The organism is Pseudomonas sp. TE6288, from assembly GCF_054062095.1.
The window spans coordinates 146,894-163,097 of sequence record NZ_JBSSEW010000003.1; the positions used below are offsets into that span (position 1 = coordinate 146,894).

Here is a 16,204-nt window from a genome sequence, read left to right on the forward strand (position 1 = left end):
TGGCCCGTCCTTAGTAGCTGATCACCACGCCGACACTCAGCTGGTAGTCGTCACCGCTGTCCAGCGCGCTGCCTGCGTTGAGGTAGCTGGCGCTGACCAGGGTGTTGACGTCCAGGTGCTTGCCGTCGAGGGCTACCGGGAACATCTTCCAGTAGTAGTTGAGGTCGATCATCTGGCCGACGTTGTCGCCCTTGCCGTGCAGCCCGGCGTTCAGTTCGCTCTGGCGTCGGGCGCGGGCATCGGCGGCCATGCGGATCGGCAGCGCGCCGCCCTCGTCGCGCAGGTTGAGCTGGGTCACCCGCAGGTCCAGGGCGCTGCGCGCGGTGGGGCGGGTCTCCAGGGCGAAGCCGTAGTAACTCAGGTTGCGCAGGTCGAGGGCGACGAACGCACTGGTCAGGCGCGTGCTGTACGAGCCCTGGCGGGTGATGCGGTCGGACTGGATCGGGTTGAGGCGGAAGCCGTCGTTGTCGTCGTCCGGCTTGTCGGTCAGGCCGCCGCGCAACGCCAGGCGCGGGGTCCAGGGCAGCGTCTCGAAGCGCTTGCCGACCTCGCCCAGCGCCGCCCAGCCTTTGCTGGTGTGGCCGGTGCGGGTGACGCCGTTGCCGGCGGTGTTGTCCATCTTGCCGTCCAGGGCCGCCAGTTCCAGGTGGTAGTCGGTGGCCAGGGGCAGGTTGTCGCCCTTGAAGAACAGTCCGTGGCGCCAGCCCTTGAAGTCGTAGCGATCGTCGACGTCGTGGTCGCTGCGGTCGTTCTCCTGCATCAGGCGCACCCCGACCTGGTTGTTCGGGCTCCAGCGATAGGCGTACTGGCCCATCAGGTACAGCGTGCGCTCTTCGCTCGCGGCCAGCGAATTGACGTCGGTGTTGTAGTTGTGGAATTTCTGCCCGAGCGCGACGAATGCGTCGGAGAAGGTGTCCTGATAGTCGAAGCGCACCGACTCCAGGCTGTCGTCCCACCAGATGCCGTAGTCGTCGGCGAAACGTTGGCGGCCGAACGACAGCGAGAAGCGCGGGTCGTCGCCGATCAGGTTGCGCTTGACGTACAGCTCGCGCAGTTCGGCGTACCAGCCCTCGGGTTGTTCGCGGGCATTGTTGTTGGTCGACTCGTTGGCCAGGTTGCTCGACTGGCTGGAGTCGTAGTTCAGCCACAAGCGGCCATAGACCATCCACCTGGCCCAGCGCTTTTCCGGCGAGTACCAGGCGAACGACGGCTCGTAGCGCAGGCTGTAGAAACTCTCGCGGTCGCGGCCGACCTGGGAGTCCTGCGGCCCGTAGCCGGTCTGCAGGGTGAGCTTGTTGAAGAACTCTGAAGTGATCACCGGCTCGCTGCCGTCAACGGTCGCGACGCGTATCGGCGCGCTGCTGTCGGCCTCGGGGCCGGTGACTTCCTCGGCTGCCAGCACCGTCAGCGGCGCCAGGGCGAGCAGGGCGCCGAGCAGGGGTGGGTGCGCTTTCACAGGGTGGGCTCCTTCAACAGATCGTTGCGCACGGCCAGGGCGCGCTCGATGTCATCCTTGGGCAAGGTCTTGTCCAGCCGTTTGATCAGGCCACGGGCGCGGGTCTCGCCGAGGTCGAGGGCGATGCGGGCGTAGGTGTAGGCCTTGACCGGGTCGTGGCAGATGGCCCGGCCGCGCAGGTGCACGGTGGCCATGCGGTACCAGGCGGCGGTCGAACCCTGCTCTGCCTGTTGCCGCCAGATGGCCAGGGCGCGCTCCTGGTCGGGCTGGTCGAGGCTGCCCTTGCTGTACAGGTCACCCAGGAGCAGGCGGGCGTCCGGGTAGTGGGCGGCGATCAGCTCGTCGATCAGTGCATGGGCCTTGTATGGGTCCAGGGTCAGCCAGTTATTGACCATGTAGAACTGGGCATCCAATGCCTTGGCGCGGGTCGGGTCCTTGGCCCTTACCTGGGTGATCAGCGCCTGGGCCTGTTCGGCGTTGTGCTCGGTGGGGTTGGAGATCATGAAGTTGGCCTTGGCCACCAGCGCTGGCAGGTAGCCACGGGCGACGGCGTTGTCCAGCCAGCGCTGGGCCTCGGCGATGCCGTCGGCGCGCAGCTGGTCGTCGGCCTTGTCGCGGGCCAGTTGCTCGGCCGTCGGCTCGACCTTGGCGCCCATGGCGCGGCCCTGGCGCTGCTCGCGTTCGGCGTTCAGTTCGGCGCGGGTGGTGCCGTGGATGCTGTCCAGCAGCGCACCGATGCGCTGCACCACCTCCACCGGCAGGCTGGTCATCTCCGGCTCCAGGCTGCGGGCGAAGGCGAGGAAGGCCGGGTCCTGGCGCTCGCCGAGGAAGCGGTAGTAACGCTCGATGCCGCGCGGGTCGATGCGTGCCGCCTGCTGGTACCAGCGCTCGGCCGCGGCGCGGTCGCCCTGGCGCTCGGCGACCACGGCGCGATACAGCTCCGGGCGGCAGTTGAGCAGGCAGCTCTGTTCGTACAGCGCCAGCAGTTCGGCGGCTCGCTCGCCGGGGAACAGCTGCGGATAGACCAGGAACACCTCCAGGCTGGTGCTGGTGCTGCGCGGATCACGGTCGTTGGGGTAGCGGGCCAGGGCCTGGCGCACCCATGCTTCGTGACTGCGCTGCAGGCGCGGGGTGCGGTCGAGCAGGCGTGCCAGCGAGGCCAGCGCCGGGATCTGGCCGTGGCCGTCGGCGAAGGCCTCCTGATACAGGCTCACGATGTCCTGGCGGCTGGCACTGTCGCTGTTGGCCAGCACATCGCCAAGCAGTTGCTTGGAGGCCAGGTCGCCACGCTCGGCGAGGGCGCGCAGGTCGCTGGTGACGTCGGCGCCCGGGTCCTTGTACAGCGCGTAGCGGATCTGCTCCAGGCTCTGCCCGGCCCAGCCGCTGCCTGCGCAGACCAGGCCGAGGCCGGCCAGCAACAGGCGCGGGGCGTTCTTGGCGTTCATGACCGGCCCTCAGTTGCCGCTGCCGAACGGCAGGCCCAGGTACAGGTCCACCGCCACGGCCTTCTGGTAGGCCGCCGCCGGCAGCGGGCTGTCCGGCTGGATGGTCAGCGCCAGGTTGTGGTTCAGCTCGTCGGAGCGGGCGTCCACCACCTTGCCGCTGAAGTGCTGGTCGAGGCCGAACACCTGCATGTCCACCGAGCGCACGCGGCTGACATCGGCGAGCTTGTCGAACGGCACGTTGGCGCGCACGAACATGGCCTCGCCCTTGGGCAGCAGGTGCATCATCGGCGCGGCCTTGTAGCCATAACCATCCAGCGGTTGCGATGGGTACCAGACCTGGCAGTCGCACGGGCTGTTGATCACCGTCTCGACGCTGGCGCGGCCCAACAACGCCTGCAGGTCGCCCGGGGCGAGGTCGGCCAGGGCTTTCATGTCCGCCGGGCTGGTGAAGCTGGTGGCCAGCTGGGTGGAGATGTTCGCCAGTGGCTGGCCGGCCTGCACTTCGCTCGCACCGGCGGGCAGCAGGTACTTCACGTAGCCGTTGTCCGGCATGCTGATGACCTGGGCGTTGCTCGCCACCGTGGCCTGCAGTGCCGGGATGCGGAAGAACAGCAGGTAGCCCTTGTAGCCGACGAAGCCCAGCGCGGCCAGGCCAGCGGCGGTGTACAGCGCGGTGCCGGCGATGGCCTTGAGGCGCTCGCCCGGCGTGCGCGCGCGGGCTTGCTGGTGCTTGCGCGCCTTGATGTAGTTTTCCCGCTGCATCACGTTGAACAGGCCGTTGATGTCGGCAACCTCGCCCGACAGGTAGGCGCTGATCAGGTAGCGCAGGATGTCGCGTTTTTGTGCGTCGAGGTCGACGAATTGCGCGCCGACCTCCTTGCCGCGCTGGGAGACGATGCGCACCTTGCCTTCGATCGCCAGGTCGACCTGGTTCAGACGCAGCTGGATCGACGCGTCGTACAGCGCGCCGATGGTCAACGGCGCTTCGTGCAGCAGGCCGATGCCGCCGAGCGAGATGTCGGCAAGGTCCGCTTCGAATGGCTCGCCCACGGCGCCGCGCAGGCGTACACGGGCGTTCATGCGGGTGCGCACGTACTGACGCTCGTCGATGGCTTCGTGGACAATGTTGGCCGGGGCCGCGGGGGTATTGGAAGTACTCATGTGCAGGCGCCTTTCCTTAACGTTGCGTGAGTTCTAGAAGCACGGTGATGACCCCGAAGAAGATGGCGATCGAGGAGCACAACATCGCCTTCGAGGACCAGCGGTTGAGGCTGGCGTCGAAGTCGACGCTGCCGGTGGCCAGGGTGGTCTTCTGCCGCGTCCAGCGTTGCTGGTCCATGTGGAACATCGCGTAGACCTTCATCAGCGAACCGACGATCTGGTTGTAATAGAGAACGAAGGGGTACATCGGGCTGACCGGGTGCCCGGCGAAGATGAACAGCACGGTCACCAGGCTGCGCGAGAGCAGCACCCAGAACAGGTACACCAGCAGGTACTGGATACCGAACACCAGGCCCGCCACCACCGAGGCGGTCAGGCCCATCAGGCAGGTCCACATCGACACCCGCTGGTCGAGCAGCACGTACAGGGTGAACAGCCCCAGGCGCGCGCGGCCGAGCAGGGCCGTGGCGCGGAAGTTCTGCCGCAGCGAGTTGCCGTACCAGCGGAACATCAACTGGCGGGTGGCGACCCAGAAGCTGTCACTGGGTGGGTGCTCGACGGTCAGGGTGTGGCTGTCGGGCACGTAGAAGGTGTCCCAGCCGGCGCGCATCAGGCTCAGCCAGCTGGACTTGTCGTCGCCGGTGAGGAACTGGAAGCGGCCCAGGCGCCAGTGCTCGAGGAAGTCCGCCTCGACGTCGCGGATGAAGGCCGGGTCGGTCATCACCCCGGCGCGGAAGAACGACAGCCGCCCGGTCAGGGTCAGCACCCGGTGCGACAGGGCCATCGAGCACATGTTGATGTGCCGCTGCACGAAACGCATCGAATGCCACTGGCGCATCCAGCGGCTGCCCTCGACCTCACAGAACTCGTTGGTGGTCAGGCCACCGACGTCGGGCAGCACGGCGAACAGCTTGACCGCCCGCTCGACGCAGCCGGGCAGCATCATGGTGTCGCCGTCGACCACGCCGACTACCGCATCTTCCAGCGGCATCTGCCGCGACAGGGCACGGAAGGCGTGGGCCAGGCCATCGCGCTTGCCGGTGCCGCGGGCGCGGACGATGACCAGGCGGATGTCGTCGCGGCCCTGCACCTCGTCGCGCATGATGTCCTTGATGAACTGCTCGTCACCTTTCTCGACGATCGAGGCGATCACCGTGCACGGCAACTTGAGTCGTTGCACCTCCTGGAACACCGACTGGTACACCTTGAAGGTGGTGTGGGTGGGGATGCGAAAGCTCGTTACCACCATGAACATGTGCGCTGGCAATGCCGCGTCGCCCAGGCGCTCGACCTGGCGGCGCAGGCGCGGGAAGCGCCAGTGCAGGAAATACATGCCGCGCAGGTAATGAACGATGGCGTTGCCGTAGCGCCACATGCCCAAGGTGCCGATGATGAAGATGAACTGGTGGTGGCCAGGGTCCAGGTACTGCGGCGCGACCATCTGTGCGGCCAGCGCGATGAGCCCGGCGAGCATTGCCCAGGCACAGAAGGTGGCCGCTGCGCGCAGATACCCCGGGGCCGCGAGAGGCCGCTGTCGTTGTCGTTCCATGGCGCTGTAGCTCCTTGGGTCGGGGCCCGCTGCAGGGGCGGGCGTCGGCGTGCCTTACCAGCAGATGCCGTGGTGTTGGGCGTTGCTGCCGCCGGCCATGAAGCCGACCAGGTCGATCACCTGCTTGCCGGCGTCGAGCGCCTGCACGAAGCGTTCGTCGTTGTTGCCCAGCACGATTACCTCGGCTTCATCGATCACCTGCTGCAGGTCGCTGCGCAGCAGGGCGCTGACATGGGGGATCTGTTGCTCGATGTACTGGCGGTTGGCGCCGAACTGTCGTGCATGCTCGACGTTGGCGTCGAAGATACGCAGCTCGTAACCTTTCCCGATCAGTTGCTCGGCCAGGGTCACCAACGGGCTCTCGCGCAGGTCGTCGCTGTTGGCCTTGAAGGCCAGGCCCAGCAGGGCGATGCGGCGCTTGCCGGCCTGGGTCACCAGGTCGAAGGCAGCCTGCACCTGGCTGCGGTTGCTGGCCATGATCGAGCCGAGTAGCGGGTGCGCCACGTCAAGCTGGCTGGCGCGGTAGGTGAGGGCGCGCACGTCCTTGGGCAGGCACGAACCGCCAAAGGCGAAGCCCGGGCGCAGGTAGTAGCGCGACAGGTTAAGCTTGTAGTCCTGGCAGACCACATCCATCACTTCGCGGCCATCGACCCCGGAGGCCTTGGCGATGTTGCCGATCTCGTTGGCGAAGCTGACCTTGGTGGCGTGCCAGACGTTGCAGGTGTACTTGATCAGTTCGGCGACCTCGATCGGCTTGCGGATCACCGGGGCGTCCAGGCCCTGGTACAGCGAGGCGAGCAGGTCGCCGGAACGGCTGTCGAGTTCGCCGATCACGGTCATGGCCGGGAAGTCGTAGTCCTGGATCGCCGTGCTCTCGCGTAGGAACTCCGGGTTGACCGCCACGCCGAAGTCGCGGCCGGCCTGCTTGCCCGAGGCCTGCTCGAGCAGCGGGATGACCACGTTCTTCACCGTGCCCGGCAGTACCGTGCTGCGCACCACCACGGTGTGGCGGCTGGCCTTGTCGCGCAGGGCCGCGCCGATCTCGCGGCACACCGCCTCCATGTACACCAGGTCGAGGTCGCCATTGGCCTTGCTCGGCGTGCCGACGCACAGCAGCGACAGCTCGGTGGCGAGGATCGCCGCCTGCACATCGGTGGTGCCGCGCAGGCGCCCCTGGCGCACACCGTCGAGCAGCAGTTGCTCCAGGCCCGGCTCGACGATGGGCGAGCGACCCTGGTTGATCATGTCGATCTTTGCCTGGGCGACGTCCACCCCCAGCACCTGGTGTCCGCGTGCCGACAGGCAACCGGCGCAAACCGCCCCCACATAGCCAAGTCCGAAGATACTGATGTTCATAGATCCCTCTCCCCAGGCGCGGCGCAAGGCCGGCCGAGATACTCAGTTCAAGAAGTTACGCAAATGCCAGACGCGCAGAATCAAGCCGCGCTAGATAGGTAGCGGTACAGGCTGTTTCGTGGTGGTCTTTTTACATCCTAAGGAGTTTTCTGAAAGTTCGGCAAGCTTTATTACTTCCTGTGTTGTTTTTAGTAATTTTTCTTTGAGTGAAAGTTAAAAATTACTTTTAAATCAATAAGTTAAAGTTTGATATAAGTTGGGCGTCAAAAAATTTACACCCCTGTTTGTGTCGATAAAATGACGCCAAAATGGTGATTTTCGTCATGTTGAACTGATCTGAAAGGTTTTCTCGCAGGTGCTTGTTCGACTCTTTGTTCATCTGCTCGATAGTTAAATATGGCTTGGTTTTCCTTTGCGCCATCGTGGGCAACCCTGCTCTACGACGTATTTACGCGTCACGTTGCGAGCCCGGGGTTGTCCCCCCTCAATCCGGCCCATGGCGCAATGATGGCTTGCAACGATTGGATCCAATTGGCATAGTGCCGGTCGATTGTGCAGACATTCACTCGGGTGCGGGATGCACCTTTCTTCCATTCATGCAAAGGAGGCAAGCAGATGAACGGATTTGGTCCGCGACTCAGAGAAGAGCGCGAACGCCTGGGGCTGACCCAGCGCATATTTGGCGATATCGGCGGTGTCGAGCCCAACGCCCAGGGCAAGTACGAAAGCGGCGAACGCACGCCGCGCATGGACTACCTCGCGGCGGTGGCCAGCCGGGGGGTGGATGCGCTGTATGTGCTGAGCGGCGTGCACACCCCTGCGCCCCTGGACAGCCTCACCTCGGATGAGAACCGCCTGCTAGGCGCCTTTCGCCGCCTGCCGTCGGCCGACCAGGCTGCGGTGTGGCACCTGCTCAACCGCCTCGCGGGTGAGGAAGGTGGCCATGAAGGGCTGCGCATGCGCCGGCCTGACCGGCAGGCATATTTCCATGACGCTTTGCGCTAGGTTCGTTGTGAAAAATTTTGTTAAGGTGGCGGGATCCAATCGCCCCACTGACGAGGTGTCTGCTTGATTAGGGTCCTGGTGGTCGACGATCACGATCTGGTGCGTACCGGCATCACACGCATGTTGGCCGACATCGACGGGCTGCAGGTGGTGGGGGAGGCGGACTCTGGTGAGTCCGCCCTCAAACTGGCCCGCGAGCTCAAGCCGGACGTGGTGCTGATGGACGTGAAGATGCCAGGGATCGGTGGCCTGGAGGCAACGCGCAAACTGCTGCGCAGTCATCCGGACACCAAAGTGGTCGCGGTGACCGTGTGCGAGGAAGATCCGTTTCCCACCCGCCTGTTGCAGGCGGGTGCCGCGGGCTACCTGACCAAGGGCGCCGGGCTCGATGAAATGGTCCAGGCCATCCGCCTGGCCTTCGCCGGCCAGCGCTACATCAGCCCGCAGATTGCCCAGCAGCTGGCACTCAAGTCATTTCAGCCCCAGGGGTCGCCGTTCGATGCGTTGTCCGAACGGGAAATACAGATTGCGCTGATGATCGTCGGTTGTCAGAAGGTGCAGATCATCTCTGACAAGTTGTGTCTGTCACCCAAGACCGTCAATACTTACCGTTATCGAATCTTCGAAAAACTCTCGGTCACCAGTGACGTCGAACTGACCTTGCTGGCCGTCCGCCACGGTATGGTCGACGCAAGTCTGTAAAGCACACCTCATGTCACAAACCTTTGATGCAAGCGCGTTCCTGGCGACCTGCAGTGGTCGCCCGGGCGTGTACCGGATGTTCGACGGCGACGCACGCCTGCTGTACGTGGGCAAGGCCAAGAACCTCAAGAAACGCCTGGCCAGCTATTTCCGCAAGACGGGGCTGGCGCCGAAGACGGCTGCCCTGGTGGGGCGCATCGCCCAGGTCGAGACCACCATCACCGCCAACGAAACCGAGGCGCTGCTGCTCGAGCAGACGCTGATCAAGGAGTGGCGGCCGCCCTACAACATTCTGCTGCGCGACGATAAGTCCTACCCCTACGTGTTCTTGTCCGACGGGGAGTTCCCACGCCTGGGTATCCACCGCGGCGCGAAGAAAGCCAAAGGCCGCTACTTCGGTCCGTACCCCAGCGCCGGCGCCATCCGCGAGAGCCTGAGCCTGCTGCAAAAGGCGTTCTCGGTTCGCCAGTGCGAGGACAGCTACTACGCCAACCGCACCCGCCCGTGCCTGCAATACCAGATCAAGCGCTGCAAGGGGCCGTGCGTGGGGCTGGTCTTGCCCGAAACGTACGCCGAGGACGTGCGCCACTCGGTGATGTTCCTCGAGGGCCGCAGCCAGCAGCTGGGCAATGAGCTCAACGCCGAGATGGAAAAGGCCGCCATGGCCCTGAATTTCGAGAAGGCCGCCGAGCTGCGCGACCAGATCGCCCTGTTGCGCCGGGTCCAGGACCAGCAGTACATGGAAGGCGGCTCCGGTGATGTCGACGTGGTGGCGGCTTTCGTAAACCCGGGCGGCGCCTGCGTGCACCTGATCAGCGTGCGTGGCGGCCGGGTGCTGGGCAGCAAGAACTTCTTCCCCCAGGTGGGCATCGAGGAGGAGGTGGCCGAGGTCATGGCCGCGTTCCTTTCCCAGTACTACCTCGGCAACGCCGAACGCGAACTGCCGGGCGAGCTGATCGTCAACGTGGTGCATGACGACTTCGCCGCCATCACCGAGGCGGTACAGACCTTGCGTGGTCGCGAACTGAACATCAGCCACCGTGTGCGCGGCACCCGGGCGCGCTGGCAGCAACTGGCGGTAACCAACGCCGAGCAGGCCCTCAACGCCCGATTGGCCAACCGCCAGCACATGGCCGCCCGCTTCGAGGCGCTGGCCCAGGTACTGGGCCTGGACGAAGTGCCGCAGCGCCTGGAGTGCTATGACATCAGCCACTCCAGCGGCGAGGCCACCGTGGCCAGCTGCGTGGTGTTCGGCCCGGAAGGCCCGCTCAAATCCGATTACCGCCGCTTCAACATCGAAGGCGTGACTGCCGGCGACGACTACGCCGCCATGCACCAGGCGCTGATGCGCCGTTACGGGCGGATCAAGGACGGCGAGGGCAAGCTGCCCGACGTACTGCTGGTGGACGGCGGCAAGGGCCAGTTGAACATGGCCCGCGAGGTGATGCAGGAGCTCGGCCTTACCGATCTCACCCTGCTCGGGGTGGCCAAGGGCGTGACCCGCAAGGCCGGTTTTGAGACACTCTACCTGAACGACGTGGCCCACGAGTTCACCCTCAAGGGTGACTCGCCAGCCCTGCACCTGATCCAGCAGATCCGCGACGAAGCCCACCGCTTCGCCATCACCGGCCACCGCGCCCGGCGCGGCAAGGCCCGGCGTACCTCGAGCCTGGAGGACGTCGCCGGGGTAGGGCCCAAGCGCCGCCGCGACCTGCTGAAACATTTCGGCGGCCTGCAGGAGCTCAACCGCGCCAGTGTCGACGAGATCGCCAAGGCCCCCGGCATCAGTAAAAAGCTTGCCGAGTCGATTTATGCCAGCCTGCATAGCGAGTAGAATGCCGGGTTCAACTCGCAGCCAGTCGTACCGATGAATATTCCAAACCTGCTCACCGTTCTACGCGTCCTGCTCATCCCGATCTTCATCCTGCTGTTCTATGTGCCCTATCACTGGAGCTACATGGCCGCCAGCACGGTGTTCGCCATCGCCGCCGCCACCGACTGGCTCGACGGCTACCTGGCGCGTCGGCTGCAGCAGAGCACCCCGTTCGGCGCCTTCCTCGACCCGGTGGCCGACAAATTGATGGTCGCCGTGGCCCTGGTGCTGCTGGTGCAGGTGCACGCCAACTTCTGGCTGACGCTGCCGGCGGCGGTGATCATTGGCCGCGAGATCGTGGTCTCGGCGCTGCGCGAGTGGATGGCCGAACTCGGCGCCCGCGCCCATGTGGCGGTGTCGAACCTGGGCAAGTGGAAGACCGCCGCGCAGATGCTGGCGCTGGTGATCCTGCTGGCCAACCCGCCGCTGCTGACCTTCTGGGTGGTGCTGGGCTACGGCTTGCTGCTGGTGGCGGCGGGACTGACCCTGGTGTCGATGGTGCACTACCTGGTGGCCGCCTGGCCGCACCTGCGCGAAGGTTCGGAGCAGAAGTAAAAGTTTTTTTGAATCAAGGGGTTGACGCCGTTCTGTAAATCGCTAGAATGGCACCCATCACGACGCGGGAATAGCTCAGTTGGTAGAGCACGACCTTGCCAAGGTCGGGGTCGCGAGTTCGAGTCTCGTTTCCCGCTCCAATATTTAGCTCCATAGAGTTCCACTGAATTCCATGGAGAAAGAAAAAAGGACCTTAGGGTCCTTTTTTTGTTTGTGCTGTATTCCACCGACGTCTTCTGCTTTCCGGCAGCATCCAGTGATTTTCAGTCCATTTTTCTGTCTATTTTTCCGAATCCCTTAGCTCTTGTAGTGGTCAACTAATCCCGGACACTGCGTTAAGTTTTTCCTCAGCAACAGCGGGCGCCAGCCCGCTGTTGAACTGATGCGGTCGCTGCCAGTTGTAGCGTTGCATCAAAAAGCGACCGATATCCTGCTGTGCCAGCGAAGCGCTCATGTAGCCCGTGGTCGGTACCCATTCTGTTTTCAGGCTGCGAAAAAACCGCTCCGTTGGCGCATTATCGTGACAGTTTCCTCGGCGGCTCATGCTCTGCTTGAAGCGATAACGCCACAGACGCTGACGGAAGCTACGACTGCCATATTGACTGCCTGTCCGAATGAAATAGCACGTTCTGAGGGCGGCCGCGCTTCTCATAGGCCATGTCCAAAGCCTTGGTCACCAGGTCAGCATCGGGCTTCGATGAAAACGCCCAGCCTACTACTCGGCGTGCGAAAAGGTCGATCACGGCCGCCACATAATGCCAGCGACCTTGCGCCCAAACATACGTGATATCTCCGCACCAGTTGTTCGGGTTGCAAGCGCCGAGGGCAGCCACGCTCTATTCAAGCTCTAAGCCGTTACTGATATTTCTGCCAGTATCAACACTGGGTTGTTCATCGTATCGTTTCCGTGTAGTCGTTAGCAGAAGCGAATTCTGCGTGCACGGAGGCTAGCGAAATGAACTTGATCGCTCATTCGCTTGAAAACCCTGAGCACACGCTCATCGACATGACGCTGATGATGGAGAGGATCGCAGTGCAGCGGCCCTACTTTGCGTTTGAAAGGCTTTACCACACAGTTTATGACGACTGGGATATCTGCGGCGACTTCATACCTGAGCAGCCGTTGGGGCAAGAGCTTGGGCCCATTGCAATTGCTGAAGCGGGTAGGCACCTGGCTATTTTGGGCTCATGCGCCGCAGCGCTCACGCAACCGGCGGGGGAGCGTATTTATTACCTTGCAATACACGCAATTTGGTCAATGGGCGCCTGTCCAATAATCGCGCCTGAGACGACAATGCTCACGGCCCGTGCAAAAATAGTTGATCGTACGAAGAAGAGAGTTAAGGCAAAGACTGAATTGCTTTTTGACGGGGAAGTTGTGGGGGCGCTTCAGGTGGAGTACCAGATTTTGTCAGAGAAGCTCTTCGGTGCATTGTTTGGTGCGTTTTGGCAAGAAGAGCATAAAGAAGTAGTCGAATCGCCCTATAGCACCGCGCTTGACCTCAGGCTGTCTTCCATTAAACGTCATGCTGTCAAGGCGCAATGTGCGGGGGAAGCTGAGGGGCACTGTGCGGGTCACTTCCCCCACTATCCTATGTGGCCTGTGGCTGTGGTGATATACGGTTTGACTCAAGTGCTATCGTTTTTGTTGGAAAAACGACTGAAACGACCCTTCCGTTTCAAGGCGCTGGAAGCAGAAGTCCATGCTCTACAACTGGTAAGTGCCCACGAACCGCTCACCTTCTACGCGGGTGTCAAGTCGCTGTTGCGCACGAAGCGTACCTGCCGGATGAGATGCGTTGCCTCCTTGGGTGCGAAAACGGTCGCTGTACTAAAAACAACAGTTGCCATAGAAGACCCGCCGAATCGATAGCCAGGGGTGTTGATGCAGCGTCAGTGTTCTCGGAACTGAAAAGCTGCGGTGGCTGGTGTTTTCAATTTGTCCTTGCCAACACTCCCTGAGCTCCCCGAGGGGATCAGTTTCAGTCACCTCACCGAGTTGGCGTTATTCGAGCTGAGGCTGACTTTGTCGCCAGAGCGTTTTATACAGGCATTCCCAAATCTGCGAACATTAGAGCCACCCGATCATCCAGCAGCCGTTCAAAGATATCCGACTGCCACGCAGCTTGTTGCAACCAGCCATCCTCGAGGCACCCTACGCCATATGAGAAAGGGCGCTACAGTCCGCAAGAAACGGAGAGCATCCCCCCGCACCGCACCCGATAGTACCCGCGCACCCTGCAAATCACCTTCAGGACGAGGTACAGATCATGCAACTGGCAGGCAAAGTGGCAATCATCACCGGTGCCAGCTCCGGCATCGGCCGTGCGGCGGCGAAATTGTTCGCCCGGCACGGCGCCAACCTGGTGCTTACAGCGCGGCGCCAGGTCGAGCTCGAGCAGTTGGCGGCGGAGATCACGGCAGCCGGACACGGTCGGGTCTTTACGGTGGCCGGTGACATCACCGATGCGGCGCTGGCCAGGGAACTGGTGGACACGGCGGTGTCGTGCTTCGGTGGCCTGGACATCGCCTTCAACAATGCAGGCACCCTTGGTGAGCTGGCTGCTGTTCCCGAGCTGACGCTGGACGCCTGGCAACATACCTTGCATACCAACCTGACCAGCGCTTTCCTCGGCGCCCAGGCGCAGATTCCGGCGCTGCTGGCCCGTGGCGGTGGCTCGCTGATCTTCACCTCGACCTTCGTCGGCCACGCGGTGGGCATGCCGGGCATGGCCGCTTACGCGGCCAGCAAGGCAGGCCTGGTCGGCCTGGTCCAGGTTATCGCGGCGGAGCAGGGCGCCCAGGGTATACGCGCCAACGCGTTGCTGCCGGGCGGTACCGACACGCCGATGGGCCGCAGTGTGATGAGCAGCCCCGAGGCCCAGTCCCATGTCGAAGGCTTGCACGCCCTCAAACGCCTGGCCAGGCCGGAGGAAATCGCCGAGGCGGCACTGTTCCTGGCCTCGGACGCATCAAGCTTCATGACCGGGTCGGCGATGGTGGTGGATGGCGGGGCATCGGTGGTGCGCGGCTGAGGCGGACGGTAGCGTGCCATGGCTGGATCATTACGTCACCGCGGCGATCAGGTCGATTTCCACGGGGGCATTCTTCGGCAGCCTGAGCACGCCGACCGAAGTTCGTGTATGAGCGCCGGCTTCGCCAAACACACTGTACAAGACCTGCGAAGCACCGTTGGCCACCTCGCTCTGCCGGGTGAACGCTTCGGCCGACTGCACGAACACGGTCATGCGCAGGATGGCGCGGATGTTATCCAGTGAGCCAACCCGTTCACGCACCAATGCCAGGCAGCGCAGGGCGCTGACCATGGCCGCGGTGCGTGCATCCTTCAGGCTGACTTCGCTCCCCACCCGGCCGGGGTGGATCACCTCTTCGTCAATGCGCGGGATCTGCCCGCTGACGTACACAACGCCTTCATGGCGCACGGTGGCGGCGTAGTCGCCACCGAGTTTCAACCCTGCTTCGAAGGTGTAACCCAGCTGATCAAGTATCGCGGCAAACTGTGCTTCACGGGACATAGGGCGCTTCTCGGTCTCTTCATGGCCTCGGGGCGGTATGCGCTAGGCGCAAGCCGGATGCCGATGCATAGTAGATAGGCGCTGGCCGCAGGGGCAGGGCAACTTCGGATGGAAACCTCTGAACTTTACTGCCGGGACGACCAGTACAATGCAGCGACAGCGCGCCGTGATCGCCGCGATCGAACTCCAGTCGGGGCAACCGCTGGTGCAGCAGATTGCCGAGTGTTTTGCCGAAGCCATCGGAAATGGGGCTTTGGCCCCAGGGGTGCGGTTGCCGCCCATTCGTGAGTTGACCGAGCTGTTGGGCGTGAGCAAGTCCACGGTGGTCGAGGCCCTGGACCGACTGCGCGCCAGCGGGCTGGTGGTATCGCGCCAGGGCGCTGGCCACTATGTGGCACGCGATGCCCAGGCCATGGGCACGGAGGCTGTGCGCAATCTGCTGCCCCAGGACCCGGTGAGCGTGCTCCGTCACGCACTGCTGACGGACAACGGCATGCTGCGTCCCGGCTGCGGCTTCCTGCCGCCCTCATGGATGCCCGTGGATACCCTGCTCAAGGCCATGCGCGGGTGCCTGCGGGCCAGCGAGTTGCGCATGGGAGAGTATGGCTCGGCGGCAGGCTACCTGCCGCTGCGTCAATGGCTGCGCCTCAAGCTCGGCACTTTGGGCATCGATGTCCCGGTCGAGCAGATCGTCACCACCGCCAACACCATGCAAGGCGTTGACATGCTGTTGCGCCTGATCCTGCGCAGCGGGGACAGCGTTTTGGTCGACGACCCGTGCTATTTCAACTTCCGCGCCAACCTGCCTTACCACGGCGCCCGCCCGGTTTGCGTGGCGCGATCGGTGGAAGGCATCGATTTCGTGGCCTTCGAGCAACTGCTGATTGCCCATCGCCCGCGGGTCTACCTGACCAACAGTGCCTTGCACAATCCAACGGGGCATTCCTTTTCGGCAGCACAGGTCCACCGCCTGCTGGAGCTGTGCCAGCGCTATGGCGTGCACGTCATCGAAGATGATCTGTACTGCGATATCCAGCATAAACGAACGCCCCGGCTGGCGGGGGTCGGTGGGCTGGACAACGTCAGCTATGTCTGCGGCTACTCGAAGACCCTCACCGCCAATTGCCGCGTCAGTTACCTGGCCGTGGGCGCCGAATTGGCGGGGCAACTGACGCTGCTAAAGATGAAGTGCGGCGGCGTGACGTCCGAGCTGACCGAGCAGGTGATTCATCGCCTGCTGACCGAAGGGAGCTATGAGCGGCATACGCGCAGGGTCGTCGACCGGCTGCATGAGGCCAGTGGGCGGGTGGCTGGCTGGTTGCGCGAGGCGGGGTGCGAGGTGGCGTCGTGCCAAGGGGAGGGGCTGTTCCTGTGGACCCGGCTGCCTGCCGAAGTCGATGGCGAGGCCATCGCCATGAGCGGCTTGCAACATGGTTTGGTGCTGTCACCCGGCACCTTGCTGAGCGCCCAGGCCGATGCCCGGGCGTTCATGCGTTTCAATGTCGGTCACAGTGACAATGTGAAGGTCCGCGACACCTTTCTGCGCCTGCTCGACAGCCACTGAGC

General features: G+C 63.5%; 13 protein-coding genes, 1 tRNA gene and 1 pseudogene. 8 read left to right on the plus strand and 7 right to left on the minus strand.

The genetic code is table 11. The features are described from left to right. Positions 1-10: 10 nt before the first annotated feature. The 5 genes from ACVWY1_RS04080 to ACVWY1_RS04100 are packed head-to-tail and all read right to left on the minus strand — an operon-like array spanning position 11 to position 6,967. Positions 11-1,456, minus strand: a complete 1,446-nt coding sequence (locus tag ACVWY1_RS04080; protein WP_457377821.1) for an alginate export family protein — start codon at positions 1,454-1,456, stop codon at positions 11-13. After that, a complete protein-coding gene (locus ACVWY1_RS04085) occupies positions 1,453-2,901 on the minus strand; it encodes a sel1 repeat family protein (protein WP_457377822.1) in 1,449 nt (482 codons plus the stop codon). Before ACVWY1_RS04085 ends, ACVWY1_RS04080 begins: the two co-directional genes overlap by 4 nt. 9 nt (positions 2,902-2,910) lie before the next feature. Continuing rightward, positions 2,911-4,062 (minus strand): PilZ domain-containing protein, encoded by a 1,152-nt coding sequence (locus tag ACVWY1_RS04090; protein WP_111532183.1) that lies wholly within the window; start codon positions 4,060-4,062, stop codon positions 2,911-2,913. A 16-nt stretch (positions 4,063-4,078) separates the two neighbouring features. Beyond that, positions 4,079-5,611: a glycosyltransferase gene (locus ACVWY1_RS04095; RefSeq protein WP_457377823.1), complete on the minus strand. Its 1,533-nt coding sequence runs from the start codon at positions 5,609-5,611 to the stop codon at positions 4,079-4,081. A 54-nt stretch (positions 5,612-5,665) separates the two neighbouring features. Beyond that, a complete protein-coding gene (locus ACVWY1_RS04100; RefSeq protein WP_457377824.1) occupies positions 5,666-6,967 on the minus strand; it encodes a nucleotide sugar dehydrogenase in 1,302 nt (433 codons plus the stop codon). Positions 6,968-7,582: 615 nt separating this feature from the next. Between ACVWY1_RS04100 and ACVWY1_RS04105 the strand changes: the two genes are divergently transcribed. From ACVWY1_RS04105 to ACVWY1_RS04125, 5 genes are all read left to right on the plus strand, one after another. Beyond that, on the plus strand, positions 7,583-7,972 hold the full coding sequence (locus ACVWY1_RS04105) for a helix-turn-helix domain-containing protein (protein WP_046855102.1): 390 nt from the start codon (positions 7,583-7,585) through the stop codon (positions 7,970-7,972). A 63-nt stretch (positions 7,973-8,035) separates the two neighbouring features. Then, on the plus strand, positions 8,036-8,674 hold the full coding sequence (gene gacA, locus ACVWY1_RS04110; RefSeq protein ID WP_023631421.1) for a response regulator transcription factor GacA: 639 nt from the start codon (positions 8,036-8,038) through the stop codon (positions 8,672-8,674). Between the two features lie 10 nt (positions 8,675-8,684). Beyond that, entirely contained in the window at positions 8,685-10,508 is a 1,824-nt protein-coding gene (gene uvrC, locus ACVWY1_RS04115) for an excinuclease ABC subunit UvrC (protein WP_457377825.1), read from the plus strand. 33 nt (positions 10,509-10,541) lie between these two features. Then, the gene (gene pgsA / locus ACVWY1_RS04120) at positions 10,542-11,102 is read left to right on the plus strand and encodes a CDP-diacylglycerol--glycerol-3-phosphate 3-phosphatidyltransferase (RefSeq protein WP_038706385.1); all 561 of its coding nucleotides are present in this window, start codon (positions 10,542-10,544) and stop codon (positions 11,100-11,102) included. Positions 11,103-11,166: 64 nt separating this feature from the next. Beyond that, positions 11,167-11,242, plus strand: a tRNA-Gly gene (locus ACVWY1_RS04125). Between the two features lie 173 nt (positions 11,243-11,415). Here ACVWY1_RS04125 and ACVWY1_RS04130 read toward each other — a convergent pair. Further along, positions 11,416-11,911: pseudogene (locus tag ACVWY1_RS04130) on the minus strand (IS3 family transposase); the annotation flags it as partial. A gap of 146 nt (positions 11,912-12,057) precedes the next feature. Here ACVWY1_RS04130 and ACVWY1_RS04135 point away from each other — a divergent pair. Together ACVWY1_RS04135 and ACVWY1_RS04140 are read left to right on the plus strand one after the other, a co-directional pair. Beyond that, entirely contained in the window at positions 12,058-12,975 is a 918-nt protein-coding gene (locus ACVWY1_RS04135) for a hypothetical protein (protein ID WP_277504833.1), read from the plus strand. 397 nt (positions 12,976-13,372) lie between these two features. After that, complete coding sequence (locus tag ACVWY1_RS04140) at positions 13,373-14,137, plus strand: SDR family oxidoreductase (RefSeq protein ID WP_277504832.1); 765 nt, start codon at positions 13,373-13,375, stop codon at positions 14,135-14,137. A gap of 30 nt (positions 14,138-14,167) precedes the next feature. Here ACVWY1_RS04140 and ACVWY1_RS04145 read toward each other — a convergent pair whose 3' ends face one another. Continuing rightward, positions 14,168-14,638, minus strand: coding sequence for a RidA family protein (locus ACVWY1_RS04145; RefSeq protein ID WP_102682888.1), 471 nt, complete (start codon positions 14,636-14,638; stop codon positions 14,168-14,170). Between the two features lie 148 nt (positions 14,639-14,786). Between ACVWY1_RS04145 and ACVWY1_RS04150 the strand changes: the two genes are divergently transcribed. Next, entirely contained in the window at positions 14,787-16,202 is a 1,416-nt protein-coding gene (locus ACVWY1_RS04150; protein WP_457377826.1) for an aminotransferase-like domain-containing protein, read from the plus strand. Positions 16,203-16,204: the final 2 nt, after the last annotated feature.

Excerpts from the sequence above, each read along its gene's own strand:
- ACVWY1_RS04085 (WP_457377822.1), bottom strand. The coding sequence starts at position 2,901 with ATGAACGCCAAGAACGCCCCGCGCCTGTTGCTGGCCGGCCTCGGCCTG.
- ACVWY1_RS04090 (WP_111532183.1), bottom strand. The coding sequence starts at position 4,062 with ATGAGTACTTCCAATACCCCCGCGGCCCCGGCCAACATTGTCCACGAA.
- ACVWY1_RS04095 (WP_457377823.1), bottom strand. The coding sequence starts at position 5,611 with ATGGAACGACAACGACAGCGGCCTCTCGCGGCCCCGGGGTATCTGCGC.
- ACVWY1_RS04100 (WP_457377824.1), bottom strand. The coding sequence starts at position 6,967 with ATGAACATCAGTATCTTCGGACTTGGCTATGTGGGGGCGGTTTGCGCC.
- ACVWY1_RS04105 (WP_046855102.1), top strand. The coding sequence starts at position 7,583 with ATGAACGGATTTGGTCCGCGACTCAGAGAAGAGCGCGAACGCCTGGGG.
- uvrC (WP_457377825.1), top strand. The coding sequence starts at position 8,685 with ATGTCACAAACCTTTGATGCAAGCGCGTTCCTGGCGACCTGCAGTGGT.
- pgsA (WP_038706385.1), top strand. The coding sequence starts at position 10,542 with ATGAATATTCCAAACCTGCTCACCGTTCTACGCGTCCTGCTCATCCCG.
- ACVWY1_RS04135 (WP_277504833.1), top strand. The coding sequence starts at position 12,058 with ATGAACTTGATCGCTCATTCGCTTGAAAACCCTGAGCACACGCTCATC.
- ACVWY1_RS04140 (WP_277504832.1), top strand. The coding sequence starts at position 13,373 with ATGCAACTGGCAGGCAAAGTGGCAATCATCACCGGTGCCAGCTCCGGC.
- ACVWY1_RS04145 (WP_102682888.1), bottom strand. The coding sequence starts at position 14,638 with ATGTCCCGTGAAGCACAGTTTGCCGCGATACTTGATCAGCTGGGTTAC.
- ACVWY1_RS04150 (WP_457377826.1), top strand. The coding sequence starts at position 14,787 with ATGCAGCGACAGCGCGCCGTGATCGCCGCGATCGAACTCCAGTCGGGG.